Annotated in this window: 17 protein-coding genes and 2 other RNA genes; 11 read left to right on the plus strand and 8 right to left on the minus strand. The window is 58.6% G+C overall.

Annotation, left to right across the window (positions count from 1 at the left end; genetic code table 11):
• From CO655_RS11990 to CO655_RS12000, 3 genes are all read right to left on the minus strand, one after another.
• Nucleotides 1-2,894, minus strand: a 2,894-nt coding sequence (locus CO655_RS11990) for a site-specific DNA-methyltransferase (RefSeq protein ID WP_141514302.1), incomplete at its 3' end; no start/stop codon positions are given.
• A gap of 4 nt (nt 2,895-2,898) precedes the next feature.
• Complete coding sequence (locus CO655_RS11995) at nt 2,899-3,822, minus strand: hypothetical protein (RefSeq protein WP_097664802.1); 924 nt, start codon at nt 3,820-3,822, stop codon at nt 2,899-2,901.
• Nucleotides 3,815-6,814 carry a DEAD/DEAH box helicase family protein gene (locus CO655_RS12000; protein WP_097664803.1) on the minus strand — a complete coding sequence of 1,000 codons (3,000 nt, stop codon included), beginning with the start codon at nt 6,812-6,814 and terminating at the stop codon, nt 3,815-3,817. Before CO655_RS12000 ends, CO655_RS11995 begins: the two co-directional genes overlap by 8 nt.
• A gap of 232 nt (nt 6,815-7,046) precedes the next feature.
• Between CO655_RS12000 and CO655_RS34305 the strand changes: the two genes are divergently transcribed.
• The 6 genes from CO655_RS34305 to ssrA (CO655_RS12030) all read left to right on the plus strand — a co-directional run bounded on the left by CO655_RS34305 (nt 7,047) and on the right by ssrA (CO655_RS12030) (nt 14,311).
• Nucleotides 7,047-7,235 carry a hypothetical protein gene (locus CO655_RS34305; protein ID WP_245423787.1) on the plus strand — a complete coding sequence of 63 codons (189 nt, stop codon included), beginning with the start codon at nt 7,047-7,049 and terminating at the stop codon, nt 7,233-7,235.
• 984 nt (nt 7,236-8,219) lie between these two features.
• Nucleotides 8,220-9,635, plus strand: coding sequence for a hypothetical protein (locus CO655_RS12010; protein WP_097664804.1), 1,416 nt, complete (start codon nt 8,220-8,222; stop codon nt 9,633-9,635).
• Nucleotides 9,632-11,557: a hypothetical protein gene (locus tag CO655_RS33360; RefSeq protein WP_141514303.1), complete on the plus strand. Its 1,926-nt coding sequence runs from the start codon at nt 9,632-9,634 to the stop codon at nt 11,555-11,557. Before CO655_RS12010 ends, CO655_RS33360 begins: the two co-directional genes overlap by 4 nt.
• Nucleotides 11,554-13,413, plus strand: a complete 1,860-nt coding sequence (locus CO655_RS12020) for a hypothetical protein (protein ID WP_097664806.1) — start codon at nt 11,554-11,556, stop codon at nt 13,411-13,413. Before CO655_RS33360 ends, CO655_RS12020 begins: the two co-directional genes overlap by 4 nt.
• An 80-nt stretch (nt 13,414-13,493) precedes the next feature.
• Entirely contained in the window at nt 13,494-13,943 is a 450-nt protein-coding gene (locus CO655_RS12025; protein ID WP_141514304.1) for a hypothetical protein, read from the plus strand.
• Nucleotides 13,944-13,955: 12 nt separating this feature from the next.
• Nucleotides 13,956-14,311: a transfer-messenger RNA gene (gene ssrA / locus CO655_RS12030) on the plus strand.
• A 62-nt stretch (nt 14,312-14,373) separates the two neighbouring features.
• On the opposite strand, the gene CO655_RS12035 is transcribed toward ssrA (CO655_RS12030), so the two are convergent.
• Together CO655_RS12035 and CO655_RS12040 are read right to left on the minus strand one after the other, a co-directional pair.
• Entirely contained in the window at nt 14,374-14,685 is a 312-nt protein-coding gene (locus CO655_RS12035; protein ID WP_141514305.1) for a hypothetical protein, read from the minus strand.
• Between the two features lie 777 nt (nt 14,686-15,462).
• Complete coding sequence (locus CO655_RS12040; RefSeq protein ID WP_141514306.1) at nt 15,463-16,086, minus strand: hypothetical protein; 624 nt, start codon at nt 16,084-16,086, stop codon at nt 15,463-15,465.
• Nucleotides 16,087-16,200: 114 nt separating this feature from the next.
• Here CO655_RS12040 and ssrA (CO655_RS12045) point away from each other — a divergent pair.
• The 4 genes from ssrA (CO655_RS12045) to CO655_RS12060 all read left to right on the plus strand — a co-directional run bounded on the left by ssrA (CO655_RS12045) (nt 16,201) and on the right by CO655_RS12060 (nt 17,758).
• Nucleotides 16,201-16,539: a transfer-messenger RNA gene (gene ssrA / locus CO655_RS12045) on the plus strand.
• A gap of 128 nt (nt 16,540-16,667) precedes the next feature.
• Nucleotides 16,668-17,183 (plus strand): SspB family protein, encoded by a 516-nt coding sequence (locus CO655_RS12050; protein WP_064682679.1) that lies wholly within the window; start codon nt 16,668-16,670, stop codon nt 17,181-17,183.
• Nucleotides 17,184-17,235: 52 nt separating this feature from the next.
• Nucleotides 17,236-17,430: a DUF4169 family protein gene (locus CO655_RS12055; RefSeq protein ID WP_011426047.1), complete on the plus strand. Its 195-nt coding sequence runs from the start codon at nt 17,236-17,238 to the stop codon at nt 17,428-17,430.
• Between the two features lie 103 nt (nt 17,431-17,533).
• Nucleotides 17,534-17,758, plus strand: a complete 225-nt coding sequence (locus CO655_RS12060; protein ID WP_097605080.1) for a ribbon-helix-helix domain-containing protein — start codon at nt 17,534-17,536, stop codon at nt 17,756-17,758.
• Nucleotides 17,759-17,829: 71 nt separating this feature from the next.
• Here the strand turns inward: CO655_RS12060 and CO655_RS12065 are convergent, their stop codons facing one another.
• The 3 genes from CO655_RS12065 to CO655_RS12075 form a co-directional block, all read right to left on the minus strand.
• On the minus strand, nt 17,830-21,534 hold the full coding sequence (locus CO655_RS12065; protein ID WP_097604993.1) for an AsmA-like C-terminal region-containing protein: 3,705 nt from the start codon (nt 21,532-21,534) through the stop codon (nt 17,830-17,832).
• An 89-nt stretch (nt 21,535-21,623) separates the two neighbouring features.
• Nucleotides 21,624-23,036, minus strand: coding sequence for an FAD-linked oxidase C-terminal domain-containing protein (locus tag CO655_RS12070; protein ID WP_097664811.1), 1,413 nt, complete (start codon nt 23,034-23,036; stop codon nt 21,624-21,626).
• Nucleotides 23,037-23,185: 149 nt separating this feature from the next.
• Complete coding sequence (locus tag CO655_RS12075) at nt 23,186-24,220, minus strand: aldo/keto reductase (RefSeq protein ID WP_097664812.1); 1,035 nt, start codon at nt 24,218-24,220, stop codon at nt 23,186-23,188.
• Nucleotides 24,221-24,312: 92 nt separating this feature from the next.
• Here CO655_RS12075 and CO655_RS12080 point away from each other — a divergent pair, with 92 nt between their 5' ends.
• The gene (locus CO655_RS12080; protein ID WP_097664813.1) at nt 24,313-25,215 is read left to right on the plus strand and encodes a LysR family transcriptional regulator; all 903 of its coding nucleotides are present in this window, start codon (nt 24,313-24,315) and stop codon (nt 25,213-25,215) included.
• Nucleotides 25,216-25,378: the final 163 nt, after the last annotated feature.

Here is a 25,378-nt window from a genome sequence, read left to right on the forward strand (position 1 = left end):
CAGGGGGCGGATTGCCTCGGAATTTGCATTCTGCCCGTTGCCGGGCGTTCGAAAGGGCGAGACGTGTCCGAATAGAGCGTCGCCCAGGCGTCCTCGTCGATATCGGCCTTGAGCGCCGTGCGCAGGCTCTTGTAGGGATCGTTGGCGCCGAGGAAGTAGGCGTGGCGGACGAAGAAGCTTTCCTCGTTGTAGTCTGTGTCGATGAACCAGGCGGCGATGCCGGCGGTGTCGTTCGAGCGTATGTCCCCTGTGTTCGGGTCGAACACATCGACGCCGTTCACCTTGACGCGGATCTGCGGACCGCCATCATCGAGAATATTGACATCCGGCTCGCCAAAGACGACGAACATGTTACCCCGGCCGGTGTTCTTCAGCTCCTCCGACATATGCATGTCAGGGTTGATGCGCGCCTTGAGGATTTTCAGGCTGCCCAAGCTCCCGAGTTCCGACGAATGGGCGTCGAAGTTGAAGGCGCAGGCGATCAGCACGTCGAAGCGGGCGTCGACCGCCTCGCGTGCAGCGGCGACAATGTCCTGCCGCCCCACCGTGCCGTATTCAGGCCCGATCAGGATTGCGGCACGGCGCTCCGGCCCGCTCTCGCCTTCGATGAAGGTGCCGCTCGCGCCGATGAACTTGCCACCCGGCCAAGGCGTCAAGCTGTCGAAGGTGATGCGGTCGCCCTTGTCCTGCTGCTTGACACCTTCCGACTTGAGATAGTCGATGACGATCGCCGCGAAGTCCTGGCCGGCGAGATCGGCGTCGGCGGCAGAGCGTCGGCCTTCTACGGCCGCGATGTCGTCGATCAGTTCCTCTTCGCTCGCCGGTAGAACGCGGTGCGGCGACAGGCTCTCCACCGTGAAGGGTCCGGCGACACGAACGCGATTGGTGTCGGCGTACGGCTTGTCGTAGAGATATTCGACATCGGCCCGTGCGGCGATCGAGGCGTCGATCTCAGTCTGGCGGGCAATTCGGGCTTCCCACCAGGCTTTGTGGACACCTCGGACATTATCGGACCACGACTTGTCTGGCTCTCGCGGGATATCCCATTCCTGCCAATCCTTGCCGACAAGCTGATTCAGTTCCGCCCGACGCGGCTCCAGCACCGCCTGCCACTTTTCCCAGATGTCATCGATCAGAGGGTTGTTAGCGATCGACTTCAACGTGATGTGCGGCACGCGCTCGTAGACGAAACCTTGGCGGATGTCGTTCCGGACGGGCGTGTCCGCCTGAGGACGCTGCGTCAACGCGGCTTCCTTTGCGCGTCCTTCGCGACTATCAGTCAGCAGATACCAAGGATAGCGCGCCGCCATCATACGCGTGCGAGCCAGCGCCAACGAGACGCGACTGGTGTCCATGGTGATCCAGCGCCGTCCCCATTGTTCCGCGACATAAGCGGTAGTGCCGGAACCACACGTGGGATCGAGAACGAGGTCGCCAGGGTCTGTGGCCATCAGGATGCAGCGTTCGATGATACGGGGAGATGTTTGTACGACATACACTTTCGGATCGGCAAAGCCGGAGATGACCGTATCGTCCCAGAAGTTGGTATATGGGAACACTGAGAAATCATTGAGGAAACGTACGTACCGCATTGTGTTGCCAACGAATATCATCCGCTTGGCTGCAGCTAACCGTCTTAATCCGGTCAGGTCAGTTTTGAACGTTCCCTTGCCTGTCTTGAAATTCTTGCCCTCGTACGTAAAATCTCTAACGTCTTCGCCCTGAGCCGGTCTTTGACTGGTGATATTGTCGTGAGCAAAAATTCGGACGTCAGTAAAGCCGCTCTTAGACCAATCCTTTAGTGTTCTTCGCTCTCCTTGTGCATTCTCGCCTAGGCTGTACTGCGAGGCACCTTCGGCTCCTGCAATCTTTGTTTGGAACAGCGACCTAATTTTCGGACTATCAGATTTTCCATACCACAGCACGTAGTCGAATACAGATGATAGCGCTCCAGAGGATGAAGATGTCGTCTTGAGGAAGGCTATTTGGCTGACGTAGCGCGTCGAGCCAAATACTTCATCCAGAACTGTGCGGACATTTTGAACATTGTCATCGCTAATCTGCACGAAGATCGACCCATTCTCCGTCAGCAAATCGCGCATAGCCGTCAGTCGGTCGCGGAGATAAGTTAGGTAAGAGTGAATGCCGTCTTTCCATGTGTCGCGGAACGCCTTCACCTGCTCGGGCTCGCGAGAGATATCGGATTGCTTGCCGTCCTTGACGTCGCGCGACTGCGTCGAAACCTGCCAGTTTGAGTTGAACTTGATTCCGTAGGGCGGGTCGAAATAGATGCACTGCACTTTGCCGCGCAGGCTCTCCCGCTCGGCCAGGCTCGCCATTACCTGCAGACTGTCACCAAGGATCATTCGGTTCGACCAGTGCTGGTCGTGCTGGTAGAACTCTGCGCGCTGGTCGGGCTCGATGCCGTTGAAGTCGGCGAACAGGTCCGGCGCGTCAGTCTGCGCTTCCCGGTTCGCCGCCGTCCGGCGCTTCAGGTCGTCGATGATCGCCTTGGGGTGAATCTTCTCCTGAATGTAGAGCGGCGGCACGTTGACCACGAGGTCGGACCAGTCCTGACGATCCTTGCCACGCCAGACGAGTTGCGTGTCCGACAACGTAAGCCGTCCTGTCTCGGCCAATTCCTCCATTTGCTCGTCGGTGATGGTGATGGTCGCGCCGTTCCAGATCAACTCGGGCTTGCCCGGCTCCTCCGAGGTCCGTGTCATGCCGGGCGAAAGCGGCCGAGCACGCGGATAGTGCATCGGCGGCATCGGAGAGGTGTCCTCGTCGCGCCGGAAGAAACTCTCCATCTCGGCCGTTGGAATGTTGATGCGGCTGGCGCCTGCATGCTTCAGCGCATCAATGATGCGGGGGGATTTGGGGGTACGGGCCATTAGGTCAACCTCGCTCCAGGGGAGCCATAAAATGTCGGATTCCGTGAAGCTTCACCAATGCGGCGATCTCGCCGGGCAGTTCGTTCTCGGTGACAAGTAGCGCCTCGATTGGTGTGGCCTCTCGAACATCCATGGCCTGCCGTACCGCACGATACTTGACGCATTGATATACGCCGCGTCGCAAATCCACGTCGTTCGAAATGCGGGACTTGACCTCGACGACGATGGTGCGATCAATCAATTTATAAACGACATCGATCCTGTCACCCGAGTCCAGATCAACTTCAGTGTCAGTCGTCGCCTCGGCGAAAGCGTTGTCGACCAATCCGGGATTGTCCTTGATCCACAGCCGAAGGGCTTTGTGATATGGTCCTTCGCCACCGCTGCCATAGTTTCGACCGGTCTGGATACCGTCCTTTTCGGTACCTCGCTTGCGGTCTTCGCGCTCATTCTCAATCGCATGCCCATCAAGAGGTGCATCGAAAACCTTCCGGTAGAGATCAGCCCACTCGGCTGCGGAAACCTTGTAGACTTCGCCCGCTGCTCGCTCGAAACTGTGCTGCCAGAGGTTAGGGAAGCGCGTCTTGGCGTCGTCGCGACCAAGACGCTTCTCTTTAAAGCGGTGTGCCATAAACGAGCCGGCGCCCTTGCTGGGCTGTCGATCCTTTTGGTTGACCGCCAGGACGTTGATTAGGGGAGCCGTCGGCTCGACCATCTGAATCTTGCCCATGAGGGAGCCGACGACAAACCCGAGGCGCGTCCTGAAGATAGTGGAGAAGCCTGCCTCGCCTTCGAGCTTCGCGCCAATTTCCCCGTAGGTCATCGTCGAACCATCCAAGGCAACCGCGATCAGAAATCGCATGGTCGGTGCAAGCCCGTGTGTGATCAGGTTGTCGTTTGTCGCCGCATAAGGCTTCAGTTTAGCCATTCTTCGCCTCCAGCAACCTTACAACCAGCGCGGAGAAGTCGTCCTCCATCACCGTCCAGTCCCGAAACTCAGCAAAATCCCAACGGCCGAAGCCACCGAGGGCATTGACACCCTTCACCCAAAGGTCCCGCGTCGTCTGAGCCTTCGCCTTGTCAGCTTCATCGCGAATACCCTTGACCTCCAGGACGATATTAAGCGGCTCCGCGCCGCCGTCATCAAGCCGCACAAGGAAATCAGGGACGTAGCGACGCAAGACGCCGCCATCGAGATATGGAATTTCGAAGCCCATCGCCTGGTTCTTGGCATAGGCCATAACGCGCGGGTGCCCTTCCAGCGTCAGCGCGAGCTGTTCCTCCCAGGTTGAATCGAGGACGACATGGCTGATGTGGCTCTTTGCAGGCCGAGCCCCAGTCGTCCAGCACGGCTTTGATGTGATGAAGTTGACGTGCCGCGTGGATCCCTTGGGATTGTAGGGATCGAGGACCGCAAGGATTCGACCTTCGCCGCCGCGCGTGAGCGCGATGTCAATCTTCTCGGCCGCGCGGGCAAGCTGGTCTTGGTAGAGGATCGCTCCGACAGGTACGCCCTTCGTGACGAGATAGCCCTCGTCCAGCCATCGGCGCGCCAACCGTTGGATCTGCGGAAAGAGATGTTGCTTGGGAAAGCCGTCATCATCACGGAAATGGGTGTAGAGAAGGTGCTTCGCGAGATTGAAGCTGATCTCGGATGGTCGCAGCCGCTCAAGAACGGCCGGCGTAATCGTGACACCAGCACCGACGATGCCTTCCATCACGACAGAAGTCGGTCCTATGTCTTCGGGTGTAATCACCAGACGGCTGTCGTCGTTAAAGACAGCTTCCAGCTTCTCTGATGGCAGTTCGCGCCGGTAGCCACTGACGCGTGGGAAGACGATCTCCAGGCTTGCCCGCTCCTTGACCGCGTGCACGCGGGTCACGGGCTTCGGCTTCGTCGGCTTAGCGACCTGTGGAGCGGACGCGAAGTCGAAGGGGATGCCCATGATGTCGGCATACTCGACATCAAACAGGCCGGTCTTCGGGTTCAGCTCGTAGGACTGGCGACGTAGCCCCCGGCCGACCACTTGTTCACACAGGAGCTGCGTGCCGAAGGCACGAACGCCCAGGATGTGGGTGACGGTGTTCGTGTCCCACCCCTCTGTCAACATCGACACCGACACAACGCAGCGGATCTGCTCGCCGAGTCGGCCGTGACGGCCGACTGTGTTCATCACCTCGCGCAGCAGCGCGCTCTCGTCGGTCGCGGTCCCGATGCTGCCGGCGCCTTCCCGGTCTGCCATCTCGCGTCTGAACTGCTCGATCTCCACTTTGGCGGCCTCGTGGAATCCTTTGTCCAGCACGTCCCCGGATTCAATTTGGCGCGAGTCGATGAGCAGCGTGCGCGGGCGTGGCAACCTAACGCCGTTTTCGTCATAGTTTCGGAATAGTTCGAGATGTCCTGCATGGAAGGCAGCGCGTTCGCCTTCTTCGACGTCGCCTCGCTCGAATCCTGCGATCCATTCGAACACGAGCTTGGAGATTGCGGTGTTCTGGCAGACCACGATGAAGACCGGCGGAACCTCAATTCCTTCGCGCTTCCACCGATCGAACTCACCCTCGTAGTGGCTGTAGAGGGCATTGAGGGCGGTCCTGAGCTGGTTTGGAAGATCGAATGGGCTGAGCTTGTTCGCGCCGGCTGCTGTTTTCGGTAGGTCCTTTCCGATGTGCTTCCAAAGATCGCGGTAGATTACCGAGTCGGTCTGCACGAGATTGTCCGTCACCGGGACGCGCGGAAGTTTCACGATGCCGCATTCGATAGCGTCGATCAGGCTGAAGTCGGAGACGACCCACGGAAACAAAAAGCCTTCCGGATATCCCGATCCTTTCAGGAAAAATGGCGTCGCGGAAAGATCGTAGACAGCGCGAACACCCTTCGACAGCTTTCGGTCGAGCGCCTCGATACCATTGATCCAAAGACGCGCGGCTTCCTCGTTCTCGGCTGCCTCTTTCTTGTCGTCGCCAGTCAGGGGCGCTTCATCGTCTCCATCCAACTTGTGGCGATAGCAGTGATGCGCTTCGTCGTTGATCACATTGACGCGGTCGAAATTCAGCAGTTTTTCGCATGCTCGCTTGAGCATGTCCGCGTCCGTTTCGGTAGTATTTACCGGCTCCGGCGAGTTGCCTTGAAGGAAGCTCCGAGCGACCTTGGGGAGAGCAAGCGTCTCGCGGTGCTGAAACGAGTGGTAATTTGTGATCACGATTTCGGCCCGACGAATGTCCGGCAGCATCTCCGGCGGCACGATCTCGCGAGTCTCGTAGTAGTTATCGGCCTCGCTGGGCAACAGGACTCGCAGCCGGTCGCGGATTGTGATGCCCGGTGTGATGATTAGAAAGGCGCGGGAGAAATCCTTCGAGGCACGCCTGACAGCATTAACTGTTTGCCATGCGATGAGCATTGCCATCACAGTCGTCTTGCCGCTGCCCGTAGCCATCTTCATCGCCAGGCGGAACAGTGCTGGATTGGCTTCGGCATTGGCGGCAGCTATGTCATTTATGAAAGCCTTCGTGGCGGCGCGCTTCGGCGCCACCTCTGTCAACCAGATGATCGTCTCGACGGCCTCAACCTGGCAAAAGAAAGGTCTCGGTCCGTTGAACTCGTGCATCCGCCAATGCTCCAGCAGTCTCTGCGTCGCCGCTGTTACTCCCCAATCTGCCGGATTGTGTAGCTTTCGCCATGCGTCGAGATGTCCCCGGATCGCGTTGATCAACGCGTTCTCATTGTACGTCTCCAGATCCAGGGATGTCTGGGATGCAGCCACTTTCTTGCGAGATGCTGGGACCGGGACGATGAAGCGGGAAGCGCGACGACCTTGCCGAGGCTCGCCGTCGAGAGGCTGACCATTCTTATCCAGGGGATGATGGAATTCGGGGGCGCGGTAAGGCGAATTAAGAATAGGACGTTCGTAGAAACTGCTCACTACTAACGCCCCCCGAGACGTCGATTCGATTGCGGTGTATCGGTTGCAACTCGTAGCGTCGATATGGGACAACGACCAGTAGGAAATTGACGGTACGAGAAGTCCGCGTGAAAAGAATTAAAGAGAATTCCTTTACAATTACCGGCCTCTTAAAGCTGTTCCCGCATGAGAGAAAACGCCCTGACGTCTATCCCGCGTCACGTCCAACCAGAAGCAGCGTGAAAATATGAGTATGCAATGGCTATTGGCAAAAGCTCCGGGCTTCCAGGCATTGCCCGAAGCAGATCGCGCCGCGATCTTCAACTTCACGTTTCTGTGGAGCCTTTTCGAGTCCCAAGTCATGGGCAACTTCGCGCGCGCCGACTTGATTTGCACGAAAGCCGACGAGTGGTATAAAGCCGGCACGCTCGATGCTGATTAGTACGCACCGGAGCTGGCTTATTTCCGGCAGCGCTATTTTGCCAACGGCGCCTTCACTCACCACTTTCCGCACCTGAACTTGCGACCTGCAGATCAACCCGCTGTCGTCAAGTCGGTGCTCGACGGCAACAATAACGATCCGCGCGATCGGCTACTTCCGTAATAACCTCTTTCACGGCGAGAAGTGGGCGTACCAGCTCCAAGGCCAACTTTCGAATTTCACTCACGCCAATGCGGTCTTGATGCGGCTGCTGGAACGACACGGGCGATTGGCCGCGTAGTCATCATCACATTTCAAGATCGCAGCGATCAAACGCAACTCCGGTGCTTGGCCCCGAGAGCTGTCGGTTCGCTGTAGTCCACCCAGCCACCGTCCCGCAGGTTTCCAGGAACAGCCGGCCGGCATCTTCGACGTTGTCGACGTTTAGCCATCCCGGCCCGATCTCGACCCCAAATCTCCCTTCTTGAGAATCTGAGCTCGGGATGGCTCACGACAGGAATTTGAGACGTGCGAACCCAAAAGACGGCCCGCACGCGTGTATCGGATCCGGGATACCCGCGCTCGGCTTCACCCTTCGCCGAGTCCTTGATTGATGCCTATGAGCTCGGGGCATGACTTCCTGGGATTCATAGTCCGCCAAAAAGCTGTGGTTGTCGTCAACGCCCGCTGATCGGTCAACGTTGTGAAGCCTTTGAAATGATTTGGCTGCTTCGCAACGCTCGTAGCCATGTCGTTTACGGCGAGATGTTGGCAAAAAGACTCGCAGGCGCTCAAGCAAGGATTCAATCCTTAGGCGAGTCTTTAAGGGATGGGGTCGACATGAGTCCTTTACCCAATTGTTGACATCAACTATTTGATTTCAAATGATATTTTTTAGAAGAAGCCTTGACTTGTTAATCGAGTAATTTACCCTTGCGCCCGACATGTCGCTAGAGAGATACACGCGAAGAGAGAAGAAGTTCGAAGGGCTTGGGAGCACAGAGAATGGCGTCAATGCAATTCCCCGGAGAGCGGCATGTCCCCTCCCGAAGTCGCGTGATATCGCATCTGCCGTTCATCCTGACGCAAGACGACGACTATCCCGACGGGATCAACTACTTCATGCATGATCGCTGTCGTGGCAAGATAGACCCCCGCAACATCGACAAGCCGCACACCAGGCTAAAACCGTTGGCCCAGGAAACGGTCGAGGGCATCGGCTACAAAATTTGCGACCTCGTGACTTGGGCTGAGACCGAGGAAGCACATCCCGACCTGGGCATCATTGCGTGGCACGAAATAAAAAGATGGCATGTCGAAGGCCCGTATCTCGACGCGATGCGGCGCGGATATTGGAGCCAACGATACTGGCAGACGGGAGTTCCGCACAAATTAAACCCGCGATCGACGATCGCTCCCCGGCTGCACGAGCAGCTTCTCTGTTATCAATGGATGGAAAAGCACGGCTACATTGAGGACTTCGATTGTGAGCCCGTTCCCGTCGCAGCCAGGTCTGCGATTGAATCGGCAAACGTGAACTACGCATCTAAAGCAACAGCCGACGACGATCCAAAAGAGAAGCCCCAGTTTCGCAGAACACGAAAGAAGCCCGGCGACGGCGTTCTTCCTTCACCCGACCAGATGCTCGACTTCTTCGCGGCTGTTACTCCCATTACCAATCGGAAAGCGGTCATGAACATGTACGAGCTGGGATGGCGCCTCAACGAAAACCAACGAAACGCGCTTTTGCCGGGCGTTGTGTACTCTCGCGACGTTTCGGAAAGAAACCGCGATGTTTGTCACTATAGCTGGAGCAGTGAGCCGCGACTTCTCAAATACTCTCTTAGCGACGACGCCATGATAGGTGTTCTACCCGATCGAGCACTGGCCTTCTCCAATCCGGCATCGCTGAGTATGAGAATAATCGGGAAAGGGCGAAAAGTCAGGCTTTGTCACGCACGCGTCGGCTGGATTCAGTCGCTATGGAACTTTGTGGATGGCCCTCGGCGCGACATCTTGCGACGGAATGGCATCGCAAATGTCGACGCAACCGCACACCTGTTCATAGATAGCGAGGGAAAGCCCCTCACGAATGAAGCGCTCAGTAAAGCGCTAACGCGAACCAACGACCGGCTTAAACCCTCAGTTCGGATCACCGCCCACACATGTAGACATCTCCACGCTTGCTACTTCCTGAAACACCATATTGAAGCGCGGGCCGCCGAAGCGGGAATACCGGTTGACCAGCTTACCCACGAACAGATCTATCAGATCGCCGAACTTCCTGCCCGAACGCTGCAATTGCATCTCGGGCATGAGCATTTCGAAGACACAGAAACCTACATCGAAATGCTGATCCACTCGTGGCTTGCACCGAAACTCTACGGCGCTTGGAACGAAGCATTGGATGGCCTCAATTGAAGAAAGGGCCACGGAAAGGTCAGCGAGCGGCCGGACTCTCTCTCCTGTCGAATGTCGGGCGGCATGTGGCTATCCATCCAGTGGTCGCGACTAGCGATCTGGAGAGAGGCTGTGATTTCGGAATTTTCGCTGATGTCCCACTTATCCGCGATAACGAAAGCAAGATCAGGCGCAACTTCTTCGAAGAGCGCAAATCGGCGAGTGAAATAAACAAATTCCTACGATTTTTCGCAAAATTTGTCAGGAAGTATGAAGTTGCCTTCCGCACAACAGTGCCGACGACGGCGGCAGCAGTAGACTGGTCGTTCGGCTCCTATTTCGTGTTCGAATGCCACCCCTTCGCCACCGCCGCTTCCAAGGTTCGCCTCTTTCTTCGACTGATGACTGCTATCGGCGTTCCATCGTCCGTCCTTCCGCCGAACCCGTATCGCGATCCCGACCCTACGGAACGCGATGTGCTCGACGAAAAGAAATGCCGATCACTGATGAAGCTCGCGAAAGAAGAAGCTCAGCTTGTTCGCAACCGACACGCGCTCGCGTGTTCCCTGCAGACTTCGGGAAGAGATCCCAGACGAAACTCAGGCGCACCGCATGGTTCATGGAAATCGCTCGAGAACCGTTTGTGGTTTTGCAGAGAAGTTCTTCAGCTTAAGCCAGTCACCCATGCAACGCTTATAGCCCAAGGCAATAAGTCCGCAATTGCGGGTATGGAAAGGCCTCCCGGAGTGAGCGTCATCAGTAATGAGCGCGGAGCCGAGACGGTTCACGGGATATCCGCTCACTTCAGATACTATCACCCCGGACTCGGCGACCTCCTTCCATTCGTTGTCATGTTTCTCATTCGATCGATGGCGAACTTCCAATCTCTCGCGGACATCCAAGCATCAGCAGACTGGTGGAAACCTTACCCCTTTGCTCTCGACGCCGCGACCGACGACGACCGTTACGTGATGATAATCCTCTCAAAGAGCCGAGGAGCACAAAAGGGAAAAGTAGCGGACGCTCCTGCGGCGGTAACATTTCCAAGTCTGAAAAAGCCACAATCCCATCCGTACCAGATTTTGAAGTTCGTCAAGGAACTGACCGCGCCACTGCGAAGAGAAATAGCACGGCGGATTGACGAGCTTCGAAAGCCTGAGCTTTCGGCCGATGAAGTGGCAGAGCTCGATCGTCTGCTTTTCATCAAGGATGATCTCTTCATATACAAAACTGAATTGCAGATTACCTCGCTTCGGTGGGTTGCGCACAAATTGAATGGCCCGCCTGAGGAGCTGCACAATGGAATGCGCAGGTACGGTATCACCACCGTCCGAGAGCTGCGCGATGCCGGATTACATTTTTCCTTTCGCGCATCGTCATACAACCTAGTCATTCTTCATATGCTCGCTCGGCACAGCAACGCAGCTACGGCCCGTGACTACGCTCGCCGGCGGGCATTCTTCCAAAAGAGCGAAGACCTATTTGTCGCGATATTCGACCGAACTGTGGAACTCGTTCGCAAAGGCAAATACTCATTGGAGGCCCTGAAGCTTGCGTTAAAGACACAAGGCTTGGAAGACTGGCAGATCAAAAATGTCTTGGATCCCGAAACCGAGACGAGATGGGGGAATCGATGCGCAGATCCCACACATCCACCTGAAGGGTTAAACACGGTAACCTCTCCGGGCGCTATCTGCGGCTCACAGAACTGTATCGACGGATGCAAATGGGCGCGCTTCTTACCTGATTCACTGACTATGCTCGTTCAGCACGATGTGGATATCGCTCATCAGCTCGACAACATTGGCGCAGCAAAGGAAATCGAAAACACATTAAGCCAGCGGCAGAAAAACATCCAAAGAATTCTGGCAGCCTTCCCGCAACGAACCGTGGATCGCGAGCGCCGTCGGCTGTCTGTGGCGTCAGTCGAGCAACGCACATGAGGATCAAAAAGCTTGAGGAGTATGATCTGACGCTCGACGCGGACGACGCGATACTCTGGCTCATTCGGGAGCGCACGCTAAACGAGATCCGGCCACCTTACATCGGCAGTTTCGCCGTTCTCCCGGGCTTCCTCTATCTCCATATGCTCTGGATGATGCCTCGAAAATGGTTTCCGCCGGGATCGGGTCACAAACGGATTTTGGATTTCCTTGGTGGATCACAATTGAGCGACGGCCGCACCTGGAAATTGCATGGAGAATCGCTACTCCTGGAACAACTGAAGCAGATCGCTGTGGTTCTTTTGCATCACGCGAGCCTAGTCGGCCACCGAGCAAAGCCCGTATCGATTTCAGCGACCTTCAAAGTACTTAGAAAATTCATGCATGCCGTACAGGCGTGTGGCTGCGAAAGCCTTTCGGAAGTTACGCCTCACAACATCCAGCAGATAATAGACCTTCACTCCAGAAATCAGGGTACGAGACTTATTATAGCGCTTTGGGTTGAACGCCTCGTTCGCTTGTCCGATCTCGGCTACATTCAAGATGGCCTCAATGACTACGACTTCGAAATTGAAGTCGGAAACGAAAACGCGGACACATCGACGGAAAAGGGCGAACAACCGCTCAATGACCAAGAGCGCCAACTCGTGCTTTCGAATGCGCTACGCGTTGTTGACCACAGAAGGGAGTTCACGAATTGGGTTCGCGCTTGCCTCGAGGACGTCGCTGCCGTGCCCGACGCCCGAATGTGGCTCTCGGAGAGATTTCCTGGAGCACAACGTTCTCGCTACTCATACCCGTCAATTTTCCATCGGCTCTATCATGGGGCTGCTGGTTATTTGATCGCAGATGCGATCGGACCGAGACCCTCTGAACTTCTGTCGGCCATGCGAGGCTTCATCAGAATCGTGGACGGGGAACCGGCCACAGTCTTCGATCGCTATGAACTCACCACTGAAACATCCAAGGCCCAGAAGTCGTGGCGCGGCGTCCAACGTCACCTGCGCGTGTCTAGTCTCCTTTTCGAGGTCGCAGAAGGTCTCGAGGAAATGCATGACCTGTTCGAGAAAACAACGGAGCGACTTTTTTCGCCACCGTATGGCGGTAACGAATACACTACCAATAACTTTAACCACGTTCTGCGTACGTTTTGCCGCATAACCGAAATACCCTTCAGCCTAACGGCCTACACTGGGCGAAAAACGCTTGTAAGAAATGCTGCCCGTGCCGTGACCAACGGACTCGCCGCAGCCGAAGTAATCCTTGACCACGCCCACCGGGGAGAAACCGCGGGCTATGCGCTGTCGAACTCGTTCGTTCGAGAGGATATTCACGCTGAAAGCATGGATATCTTTCAAGACAAATCCCGGACTCTCTTGGAAAGCACCGTTGCCGCCGGCGGCGCTGGTCTGGGCGGCGAACAGGGCCGCAGGATCGAAATGCGTATGGCCGCGCTCATGTCGGAAAACCAAGGCGTGGTCGTGAATGAAATAATCGAAGTTTTTTTGGAGGAACTAATGCGCCAAAATATCGCGCCGATACCTGTGATGCCGGGTGTCTTTTGTCTCAAAAGAGGATCTGTGCGCGGATCCTGTTCCAAAGCCACCGGCGATACCCTTCCCGATGTTGGCAAATGCACAGCCGAATGCCCCTACCAGGTTCAAGAGATGAATCGCCATGCACTCCTTCAGTGGGAACTGGAAAAGGTCGCAAGCGAGGGATTTGCGTCGTTGTCTCGGCTCCAAAAAGTGTACTGGGTAAATCACATCCGGGAGCAGTTGCACGCATGGCCGGATCTCAAGCCCAAGTTCGATGAAGTTCTCACCCTGCACCCGGAAATTGGGAGAATGATATGAAACCTTGTAAGCCTATTAGCGCGTCAAAAAAAGCGGCCGAAGGTCTGGCGAGGCATTCGGCCAACCGAACGGACAAGTCGTTGGACAAAATCAAGGCCGGGAGAAAGCTCGTTGAGCAGATGTTGGCTAGTGGTGAGCTCGCAGCAAAGGTGTGTGGCGACGGTAAGAAGTCACTGGAGCAAGGCGTCTTTTTGGAAATGTGTGGACTTGGCCATAACTTCCTCAACGGCAAAAAACACAAAAACGATACGAAAGGCGACGTTCTCGCCTTCCTCAGAAACGTGAATGAGCGTCTGCTGAAGTCTCTGCCTCAAGAAACCAAGGATAAAGACGACGGTTGGAGAATAAAGTACCTTAAGCTCGAGGCCCTCCACGAAAGCCTCCAAAGGTCCTACGACGACAGCCAGGAGGCGTATTCAAGGCTCGCCACCAGGGCTCATCATTGGTTCCTAGGCATCAGGGAGGCGCGGCGCGAAAACCGGGTTCTCAAGGAGAAGCTGGGGGTGAAAGTCGTTCCCATTCCTCGTTGATTATCTACCGTGGCCATTGAAATCTCCTGGCGAATGAACTATCTCCCTATTGGCCCTGCAAGGGGTCTATGGCGCTAAACCTTTTGTGCAATAGGTGTACAGGACGCGGCTTCGAAGCCGCCGCCTCCACCAAGAACAGCCGGATGCGGCTGCTGTTGATGGGGGCGAAATGGGATCGACTGGCATTGAAAGACAAAAGCTGTGCTCGGCATGATACCACCGTTATCGGGTCAAAATAGTAGTTGCAAACGACAACTATGCGGAAGCTCGTCTCGCTGCTTAATCGCAGTGTGACACTTCAAATCAAGTCCTGAAGGTTCGCACCTTAAGGCGGGGTTCGGAGGTACCTGGCAACAGAAACCTCCACCTATCCCTCCTGGTAATTTGCCTGATATTGCTAATACTTTTACGGCAAAGGTTTCCGACGCTTCTAACTCGTCCACGCCTTTTCCGCCGCCTCTGCCTTCGTGCGAAGATAAGGATGCTTTTTCCAAACCTGCTCAAGTTCAGCCTGGGCGATGCCCGGCCATTCATCTTCGTCGAGATACTCCATCATCGCACGGATGAACCAACTCATGCGATGCAAGTCGAAGCCTAGCGTCGCCTGCGGAAGGGGCACAGGGTATCCCGCGAGTAGCATCATCAGATGTGCGCAGCCGATTTCTGATGAGGAGTTGCCCATGCTGAAAGCAAGAATGAGAGGTTTGATGCTGCTGTGTTCCGGCATCGCAACCTGGTTCATCCACCGGTCCATTTTTGAATGCGAGAGGTGTTTCGACATCTACCTACCTTTTCAAGTTGAGCCGCGCACGGCCATGATGCTGCGGCCATCAGCGTAAGGTGGCAATTCTCGTGCGCAAGCGGATTCTGAGTCAACCATTTGATTTGTATGAGTCCTTGTCGCCCCGGCGTGACGAAATCGGCCCCAATTTGATACTTGGCGAATCCTTCGCAGTTGTAGTGTCCCCGCCGGAATTGGCGCGCCCGCCCCAGCGGTCATAAGTAGATTATTCAAAGCAAAACTGGCACATAAAGACTGACAATGGCTCCCGGGATGGCACATGGCGCGCGCGCGCCAGCAACCATGCGAATCCATGGTTTTCACAGAGGGGAGACATCGCTGTCGGCAAGATCGAATCCTGCATCCGACGTCACGCGAAATCGGGACCGGCGCCCGCACCGATCCAAAAATATGGCAAAACTGTGGCAGCGGGAATACCCGGCCGTGTGTCGGGAGCGCCAACCGCCCGCCATCGTTGGCGGTGAACGCGCACCTGTTCGCCAGCAGGTCTTCGAAGAGCGTGATCGCTTGATCCCCGACGGCGTTTTCGACCATGGCTGCAAGGTGATCGTTCGCGCAGTCAGCGAGTCCACTGTGAGCGACCCGTTCGATGCCGCTGTCCTAGCTGAACGCCGCGACGATTGCGTCCTCGCGATGCACTTCGAGTTGGCGGACGCTCAAAAGGCCCTCACTTGTGGATGCCGGCCGGGACGATACCTGGCGCGCGTCCGCAGCGGGTTATTGAGATCCAACCTCCGCGTATGCCCACGCGGCACGCACCTTCCAAGTCTTCTCCTCCTTGTCGAGCGCGTCGAGCAGGTGACGAAGCACCCTGACCGCGGCATGAACAAGGAGCCTGTCCCGCTCCAGGAAATTAACCTTTGACCCATGAAACAAGTTGTTCCGGATCCGCCTAACCTGGAGGAGGAGTTCCACGGCGTCTTCGGGAACCGGGCTGTCCGCGAACATGCAGTCGCCGCTTTCGGTCTTTATCAGCTTTCGCGCCGGCTGTTGAAAGAGCACGGCCACTGCGTTGTCGGCGCGCATATCCAAGAAAAAAGATGGGTGGACGTCTCTACCGAAGCTATCCCAAGTCACCCATGCATTGTCTCCAACCTCACCGCCAGAATAGCCTGATGACAGCAAGGCGAATTCGAGGCGCGAAAACATGGCAAAAAATTCCACCGCAACCGTGGGAACCGTACCCACATCAGAGATGGTAATGACGTCCCGTTGCTGAACTACGCGCTGTTCAGAATGCATATTTACGCCCTCTATGTTCGAATGCGTCGCGGCCACCTTCTTTTGTGTCGATGATAGTCCTCCGGACGTCTGGTGTTTCGATCGCTCCATCGGCTTCAATCTCGATCCCGGCGGGTTGAGACTTCAAACTGAGCCCTAAGGGGTCGCATTCTGGCGGGGTTCAGGGGGCCCTGGCAATAAAAACTCCACCTTCCCCGCCCTTCGCAGTTAGTCGACGCTGATAATATGGTAACTTACTGATATTGCGAAGATGTTTACGTCAACTAACTGTTCGTTTGTCTTTATAAAGTTCGGTACCCGGCGCCTCCACCAAAAACCGGCGGCAAGGAAGGCCGGCTTTTGATGGGGGCGAAACAGGATCGACAAGGGTGTAAAGATCGACTTTTTGCTCGGCATTGTACCGCCGTTATCGGGCTAAAATTGTAGTTGCAAACGACAACTATGCGGAAGCTCGTCTCGCTGCTTAATCGCGGTGTGACACTTCAATCAAAGTCCTAGTGGTTCGCACCTCTAGGCGGGGTCCGAAGGCACCTGGCAACAGAAGCCTTCACCTTCTCCCTGCTGACGAAATCATGTATGCTCCGAAAAAACGTGACTCGGCTCCGGTCTTTCCCAAGGCGCCCGGACGTGGCATATAACCTTGTGAAAAGACTTCCGAACCGACGAAAGACAGGAAAAGCATGGGGCAGGATCATATCCGCTACGACATTCTGGCGCAGGATGCACTTCGCGGCGTCATCCGCAAGGTTTTGGCGGAAGTCGCAACGACGGGCCGTCTGCCCGGCGACCATCACTTCTTCATCACCTTCCTGACGGGTGCGGCCGGCGTACGCATTTCCCAGCACCTGAAGTCGAAATATCCAGAGCAGATGACCATCGTCATCCAGCACCAGTTCTGGGACCTGAAGATCACCGAGACGCATTTCGAAATCGGCCTTTCCTTCTCCGACGTTCCGGAAAAGCTGGTCATTCCGTTCAATGCGATCCGCGGCTTTTACGATCCCTCCGTCAATTTCGAGCTCGAATTCGACGTGCCGCTCGCCGATGGCGAGGAGCTGCCGTCCGGCGAGATTACCGCCTATCCGGTCGATGCCGCAGGAAAGCCTGACGAAACCGCCGGCGCAAAACCGGCCGAAGGCGAAGAGAAGAAACCGGGTTCCGTCGTCTCGCTCGACTCCTTCCGCAAGAAGCAGTGATTTCAAAGGGAGGCTCAGCCTCCCTTTTTTCTTAAGGGATTTCAGCCACCGCATGAGCGCCGAAATCATTAATCTGCGCCAGTTCCGCAAGAAGCAGGCCCGCTCCGAGAAAGAGAAACAGGCCGAGCAGAACCGTATTTCCTTCGGGCGCACCAAGGCCGAAAAGCAGCTCACCCGCAGCCTGAACGAGAAGGCCGACAAGGCGCACCGCGACGGCAGGATCGAGACGGATGACGACGGCGCATGAGGCTTCACGCAAAGCTTGAGAAGCCGAAAACGAATCTGCGATCAGCCACTTGCCCGATTTGCTTGAATCGACCTTCGAAGCCGATTGCGATGTGACGTCCTTCATGATCCGCAAGCACTCGGCAACACTGCATGGCCATCGCACCAGTTTTTCGCTGGAAGATGAATTCTGGGCCGAACTGAAGACCATCGCGGCAGGCCGCTCGATGTCGCTGGCCGCCCTGATTTCCGAGATCGACGACCACCGCCAGCCGGACAGCAACCTGTCCTCCGCGCTGCGGCTCCATGTGCTTTCCTGGGTGAAGGCCGGCGGTGGCCGCCAGCCGTGACGCAGATATAAAGGCGATTTCGCTAACACGAAGACCTGCAGCGCCTCAGGTCAATCAGATCCCGCGCGCCGTCATTGCGCCTGAACGCCCGGCACCTGATCGAAATTGAGTGGACCGGGCTGCGCCTGCCCGTTGCGCCGCGCCGCTTCCGCAGCCGCCCTCGCCTGCGCATCGGCCTTGTCCCTGGCCTCGGCCGCGCGCGCGGCCTCCGCCTCGGCGGCCGCCTTCTGCGCCGCCGCTGCCTGCGCCAGTGTGCGCAGCCGCTCTTCCTCCGCCTGCCGTTGCCGCTCGATCTCGGCGGCCCTGACGCGCTCGGCGTCATTGAAGCGATAGAGCGCGGCCTCACGACGCAGCCGCTGCTTTTCGAGCACGATCGCCTGCAGCCGTTCGACGCGCCGCCGTTCGCGCTCGAAGGCGCGCAGCGACAGGTAGCTGGTGATATCGGTCACATCCATCGTCTTGCCGGGGGACGGCAGCAGGCCGGAAAAATTCAGCCTGAGCGCCGGCTCGGCGCCGGGAAGCGTTTCCGTACCGGGATTGAGGCCGATCCCGACCGTCGCGCTGATCCGCTCTTCCGGCAACGCAATCTGCGCATCAGCGGTGACGCGGGCCAGATCGTTGGCGACGGTGACATTCTGCACCCTCAGCGTCCCGTCGGCAATGTTGAAAGGAATGCCGAGCGGCGGCAGCTTCGCCTCGCCGTTGCTGAGCAGCGTCTCGACGATCGGGTGCACCTTGCCGGCATTGATCTGTTCCTGCATCGTGTCGGTCGCGGCAAGCAGCGGCGGAAGGATGGCAAGGTTCAGCCCGCGTATGCTGGTATCGCCGAGCCGCAATTCACCCGAACCGTTGAGCGAGCTGGCGATTTCGCCGACCGTCTTGCCCGAGGCCTCCATCGACAGCGACAGGCCGAACTTACCATTGGCGATCGGCGCACCGTCACGCAGCCAGACGACGCCGGCAAGATCGGAATCGGCAAGCGCAAGCTTCGTCTGCAGGAAGCCGGTGCCGTCGGCATTGGTAAAAAGCAGGTTGCCGGAGAGCTTGCCACCGTCCCAGTTGCCGGCCATGTCGTTGAGCTGCAGTTCGTCGCCCTTGTAGGCGACGTTGCTGGTAAAATCGGACACCGCCGTTTCCGGCAGGCCGGGCCAGAATTCCTTGGCCGAAAGTTTCACCTTGACGTCGAGATCCTTGAAGACGGGCAAGCCCAGCGGGGCCTTCGTCAGCGCACCGTTGGCGGGATCGACGATCTGGCCGAACACAGCCTCGCCAAGCCAGCCGGCATCGGCTTTGGACAGCGTCAGCGCGCCGCTTGCCGTCGTCTTCGCGGCCTTCCGATCGAAGTTCAGTGCCCCTGAAAATGCGTTGTCGGCCGCATGCCCCTTGATATCGGACAAGGCGATCTTGTCGCTGTCGACGGCGGCATTGACCTGCAGGCTGAACGGCAATCCCGTTCCGGTCTGCGGCAGGGCGATGCCGTTCATGATGAGATAGGGGTCGATATCGGCGCTATCGAGCGAAAGCGCAATCTGACCGTTCATGAAACTCTCCGGCCGGACATCGACCTTGCCGTTGGCGGTAAACGAAGTCCGGTCGGTGGCAAAGGTCAGCGCCGCATCGGCGGGATCATTGCCCGATGCCTTCACCTTAAGCGTCAGGCGGCCGTTGGCGCCGACATCGACCGGCAGCGGGTCGAGCCCGGCCTGGCCGAAGAGGATGGACGGCACGGCGTTTTCGAGCGTCGCCTCGAGGCTCGTCGTGCCATTGCCGGTCAGCGCCAGCAGATCGGACATGCGATAGTCGAGATTGACGCGGCTGCCGTTCGCCACACCGGCCAATGTCACCGTCAGCGCATCGCCTTCGTCGCCGCCGAGCGTCAGCGCGCCGCGCAATGCCGTATTGCCGTACCAGCCGGCATTGCGCACCAACCGGTCGAGCACCGGGTGGTGCGGCAGATGCTCGCGGAGCATGGTGAAGAAACCGCCGGGATCGGCCGATTTGAAGGTGATCTCACCTGCACCCTTGTAGTCGAGCAGCGAGCCTTCCGCCCGGCCCGTCGCCGTCAGCTCGGCGCCGGCGAGATTCTTGACCGACAGCCGGTCGACCGCAAGCGCCCCGTCGGCGATCGTGAAGGTGGTTTCGACATTCTCGGCTTCGACACCGAAGGCGGTGAACTTGTCGGCCTTGAGCTGGGCGGCGATCTTGTGATCGAGGACATTGTCGCCGCTATCCTGGCCTGTCGCGAGCCCGGCCAGCGCCTGCAACGCGTCAAGATCGAGCGTGTCGCCGTTCAGCGCCACCGATAGGGTCGGCGTCTGGCCGGAGATCGCCTGCCGCTCCAGCCTGCCCTTCAGTGTCGCCGAGCCGACGGCGATTTCGAGATTTTCGAACCGCTGCAATTCATGAGTGAGGCTGACATTGGCGGAAAAACCCGCCTGCCGCAATTGCCGGATGGCCGGATCGACCGAGCCCGCCAGCCAGGAGGCAAGCCCCGTCGGCTGGTTCGAGGCCAACACGATCTGGCCGTTGAACGAGGGCTCGCCCTGAAGCAGGAGCTTGCCCTTGCCTTCCACCAGTGTGCGCCCCGGCAGCGTGCCGATGGCGCTATCGATCATCCAGCCGGTGCCGGCCGGCTCCAGCTCCAGTTGCACGTCGCGCAGCGTCGTGTCGCCGGCGACGATTGCCGGCAGCTTGACGCTCGCTTTGCCCGGCACTTGCGGGATCGGCACCTGCGCAACGATATCGATCAGCGAATTCAATCGCTGGCGCGCCGAAACCGCGGGATCCCGCGTCGTCTTGCCAGCCGCGCCTTCATTGCCGATGCGGTTGACGTCGATCTGCTGCCCGTCGGCCGTCAGCAGGAATTCCGGCGCGTTGCCGGTGTCGAGCGTCGCCTCGCCTGTTATGACATAGGGATCGTCCGTCGGGCCGATCTCCATCCGGTATTCGGGAATGCGGATGCGTTCGTTGGTGAGTTCGAAGCGGCCCTTGACCCGCGGCGGCTGCTCGTTCTTGTTGGCCGACTTGGCGCTGTTGCGGTTTTCGATCGCCGCTGAAAGCTGGCCCTGGTAATTCGGCTTGCGATCGACGAGCTTCAGCTCGCCGTCAAGATCGATGCTGACCGGGTGCTTATCAGGGGAAAGCTTCGTGCGCATGCGCAGCACGCCCTTCTCGTCCGGCTGGCTGCTCGAGATCGAGAAATTCCCGTGTTCGCCGTCGAGAGCCGCGTCGCCCTCGATGCGCCAGGGGCCGGCGAGCGACTTGGCCGACATCTCCGCATTCAGGCCGGTGATGCGGCGGCCCCGGCCCGACTGGTCGTCGATGAATTCCACCTCGCCGCCGCTGACATGCACATTTTCGAGGACGACCGTTTTCGCCGGTATTTCGGCGCGGCTGCCGCGCATCCAGTCGAGGGTGCCGTCTTTGAGCAATCTGAGGCGCACCTTCGGATTGACGACGCGCATGTCGAAGATCAGCGCCTCGCCAGACAGGAAAGGCGCAAGCTCCGCATCCATGGAAAACTGTTCGACCTTGACGATCGGCGTGCCGTCGGCCTCCTGGCCGACACGCACGTCATGCAGCGTGACCGACGGAAACGGCAACAGGCGGGCATCGACCGTGCCGTGGACGGTGACTTTCTTGCCGATGATGCGGCTTGCCTGATCCTCGAAGTTCTTGCGGAAATCCGTCCAGTCGATGAACAGCGGCGCAAGCAGCGCCACAAACAGCGCTACGACGATCACTCCCCCCAGAAAGACGAGGAACCGGCCTACCAATGCAAGGATTCTCCATTCGGGATTCTATTGCCGACACTAGCGCTATTCATGCAGGGGGCAAGGCCCAAGTTCATGAGAATATTCCGTTTTCAGCCGTGATGGAAAATCTTGCCGGGATTGAAGATGCCGTCCGGATCGAGCGCCTGCTTCACCTGTCGCATCAGATCCACCGTCCCTCCCAGCTCCTGCTCCAGAAAGGCCATCTTTCCCTGCCCGATTCCATGTTCGCCGGTGCATGTCCCGTCCATGTCGAGCGCCCGCCGGTTGAGCCGCTGCACGAAGCTCTCGGCCACGGCAATGTCGTCGGCGCTTTTGTCATCGAACAGCAGCAGCACGTGGAAGTTCCCGTCGCCGGCATGGCCGACGATTGGGCCGAGCAGCCCGTTTTCCTCGATATCCGCCTGCGTTTGCGAAACGCAATCGGCAAGCCGCGATATCGGAACACAAACATCGGTCGAAAGTGCGGCAAGCCCTGGAGCCAGCGCCCTGGCCGACCAATAGGCATCGTGGCGCGCCTTCCAGAGTTTGGTCCGCTCCTCGGCATTGGCGGTCCAGAGGAATTCGCCCCCACCGCATTCAGCGGCAATCTCGGCAAAGGCTGCCGATTGCAGCGGCACGGTTTCGTCGGTGCCGTGGAATTCGAGGAACAGCGTCGGGCTTTCGGCATAGGAAAGCCCGGAATAGGCATTGCACGCCCGCATCTGCACAGCATCGAGCAACTCGATGCGCGCCACCGGAATGCCCATCTGGATCGTCATGATGACGGCATCGCAGGCCGCCTTGATGCTCGGGAAGGCGCAGACGCCGCCGGCGATTTTCTGCGGGATCGCCTGCAGGCGCAGCGTCACCGATGTCAATATTCCGAGTGTGCCTTCGGCGCCGACAAAGAGCCGCGTCAGGTCGTAGCCGGCCGAGGACTTGCGGGCACGCCGGGCAGTACGGATTTCCTCGCCATTGGCGGTGACCGCGGTGACGGCGAGCACATTGTCCTTCATCGTCCCGTAGCGCACGGCATTGGTGCCCGACGCCCGTGTCGAGGCCATGCCGCCGATCGACGCATTGGCACCGGGATCGATCGGGAAGAACAGGCCGGTATCGCGCAGGTGGATATTCAGGGCCTCGCGAGTGATCCCCGGCTCGACCGTGCAGTCGAGATCCTCGGGATTGACCTCGAGCACGCGGTTCATGCGGCTGAAATCGATTGAAATACCGCCATTGGCGGCATTGACCTGTCCCTCGAGCGAGGAGCCGGTACCGAAGCCGATCACCGGCACCTTGTGGGTCGCGCAGACCCTGACCGCCATCTTCACATCCTCGGCGCTCTCGGCAAAGAGCACGCCGTCTGGCAGCTGCGACGGGATATACGTGGTCGTATGGGCATGCTGCTCACGGAAGGATTGGCCGGTCTGGAAGCGCTCGCCGAAGCTCTGCTTGAGAATGCCGAGCACAGCGGCAATGCCCGCCTCGTTGCGTGTACCGGCCTTTGCGTCCTTCAGCGCCATCTCTTTGATCTCCCTGCCATTCCAAGAAACCACGTCGTGTTTCGTGGGACCAGGCAGGGTATGCGGCAAGTCAAAGCGGCTGTCCAGTTAAGATTGGGAGAAGATTTCATTCCCCTTTTGTCATAGGACGGTCCGCTTTGTCCGACACCTCAGACGATCGGCGGATTGAGCCGGGCGAAGCCCTCCTGCCGTCGATATGGGAAATAGGGATAGGGCGCCGTCTCGGCGCTGACTGCGTCGAGCCTTTCGATCTGCTCCTTCGACAGGCTCCAGCCGACGGCACCGAGGTTCTGCCTGAGTTGCTCTTCGTTGCGGGCGCCGATGATGACGCTCGACACCGTCGGCCGGCCGAGCAGCCAATTGATGGCGATCTGCGGCACCGTCCTGCCCGCCTCCGTTGCGACGGCGTCCAGCACCTCGACGATGTCGTAGAGCTTCTCGTCGTCGACAGGCGGGCCGTATTGCGCCGTCTCGTGCAGGCGGCTTGCCGCCGGCAGCGGCTCACCGCGGCGGATCTTGCCGGTCAGCCGCCCCCAGGCGAGCGGGCTCCAGACGAGAGCGCCGACGCCCTGGTCGGCGCCGAGCGGCATCAGCTCCCATTCGTAATCCCGTCCCGCCAGCGAATAATAGACCTGATGGGCGACATAACGCGGATGGCCGTGGCGCTCGGCGGTCGCGAGCGACTTCATCAGTTCCCAGCCGGCAAAATTGGAAACGCCGATATAGCGGATCTTACCGGAGGCGACGAGCCCGTCGAGTGTCGAAAGCACCTCCTCGACCGGCGTCGAGGCGTCGAAAGCGTGAAGCTGCAGAAGGTCGATATAGTCGGTCCCAAGCCGGCGCAACGCCTTCTCGGTCGCGCGGATCAGCCGCGCCCGCGACGTTCCCCAGTCCTGCGGTCCCTCGCCCGTCGGCAACGCCGTCTTCGTCGAGATCAGCACGGCATCGCGCCGGCCGCGGATCGCCTGACCGAGCACTTCCTCGGAGGCGCCGGCCGAATAGACGTCCGCCGTGTCGAAAAGATTGACGCCGGCTTCGAGACAGATGTCGACGAGCCGTCGCGCCTCCTCGGCATCGGTATTGCCCCATGCGCCAAACAGCGGCCCGCTGCCGCCGAAAGTGCCGGCGCCGAAGCTCAAGACCGGCACCCTGAGGCCGGACGCACCGAGATTTCTATATTCCATGGCTCTGTCTCCTGTGTTTCTCCTGAGATAGACCCGGCCCCTGTGGTGATATAGATTGCCTTTCAGCAAAGCATTTGTGATTTGAATTCATCATGGGCCGCCAGGACATCAACCGCTCCGGCGAGATGGAAGTCTTCGTCAGCGTCGTCGAGCGCGGTGGCTTTTCCGCGGCCGCCACGGTGCGGCGCATGACGCCGTCCGCCGTCAGCAAGCTCGTCGCCCGGTTGGAGGTGCGCCTCGGCGTCCGCCTCGTCAACCGCTCCACCCGCAAACTGCAACTGACGCTGGAGGGCTGTGCCTTCTACGAGCGCAGTATCGCCATCCTTGCCGATATCGCCGAGGCCGAACGCCAGGCCTCATCAGGCGAAGAAGCGGCAGGCCGCATCCGCATCAACACCAGCGGCTCCTTCGGCAATCATGTGCTGGCGCCGCTCGTGCCGGCCTTCATGGCGCTTCATCCCGCTGTGACGCTGGATATTGCCCATACCGACAAGGTGATCGACCTGATGGAGGAGCGCGCCGACATCGCGATCCGCGCCGGGCCCTTGAAGAGCTCCAGCCTGATCGCCCGCAAGCTCGGCGCCACCGGCAAGATTATCGTTGCCTCACCTGATTACCTCGGCCGTCACGGTGAACCGCGCACGGTCGCCGATCTCCGTCGTCATTGCCGCATCGGCTTTTCCTATGCCCGCGCCATCGAGGGCTGGCCGATGCGGGAGAGCGGCGAGACGGTGACGATCCCGATCACTCCGGGCATTCAGGTCGCAGACGGCGAAGCCATGCGGCATCTCGCTCTGTCGGGCGCCGGCCTTGCCCGACTGGCCGCCTTCACCGTGCGTGCCGATATCGAGGCCGGTCGCCTGGCACCGGTGCTCGAAGACGCAAACCCCGGCGATCTCGAGGAGTTCTACGCCCTCTATATCGGCCAGGGCGGTCCACTGCCGGCGCGGGTCCGCGCCTTGCTCGACTTTCTCGCCGGCCATGTGCGGCTCTGAGGCATCGAAACGGTGCCTTATGAAAACAGCGACTTAAGCCGGCCACTTGAATCAAACTCGCATCCCAAAGCACCGAGAAGCCAGATTTCGCGATTGACCGCGTCCGGAGCACGCCTCTATACCGGGCCTGCGCCAGCCGGCCGTTGCTGTCGGCCTCTCTTCG

It is taken from the genome of Rhizobium sp. M1 (genome assembly GCF_002531805.1).
GTDB lineage: Bacteria > Pseudomonadota > Alphaproteobacteria > Rhizobiales > Rhizobiaceae > Rhizobium > Rhizobium etli_C.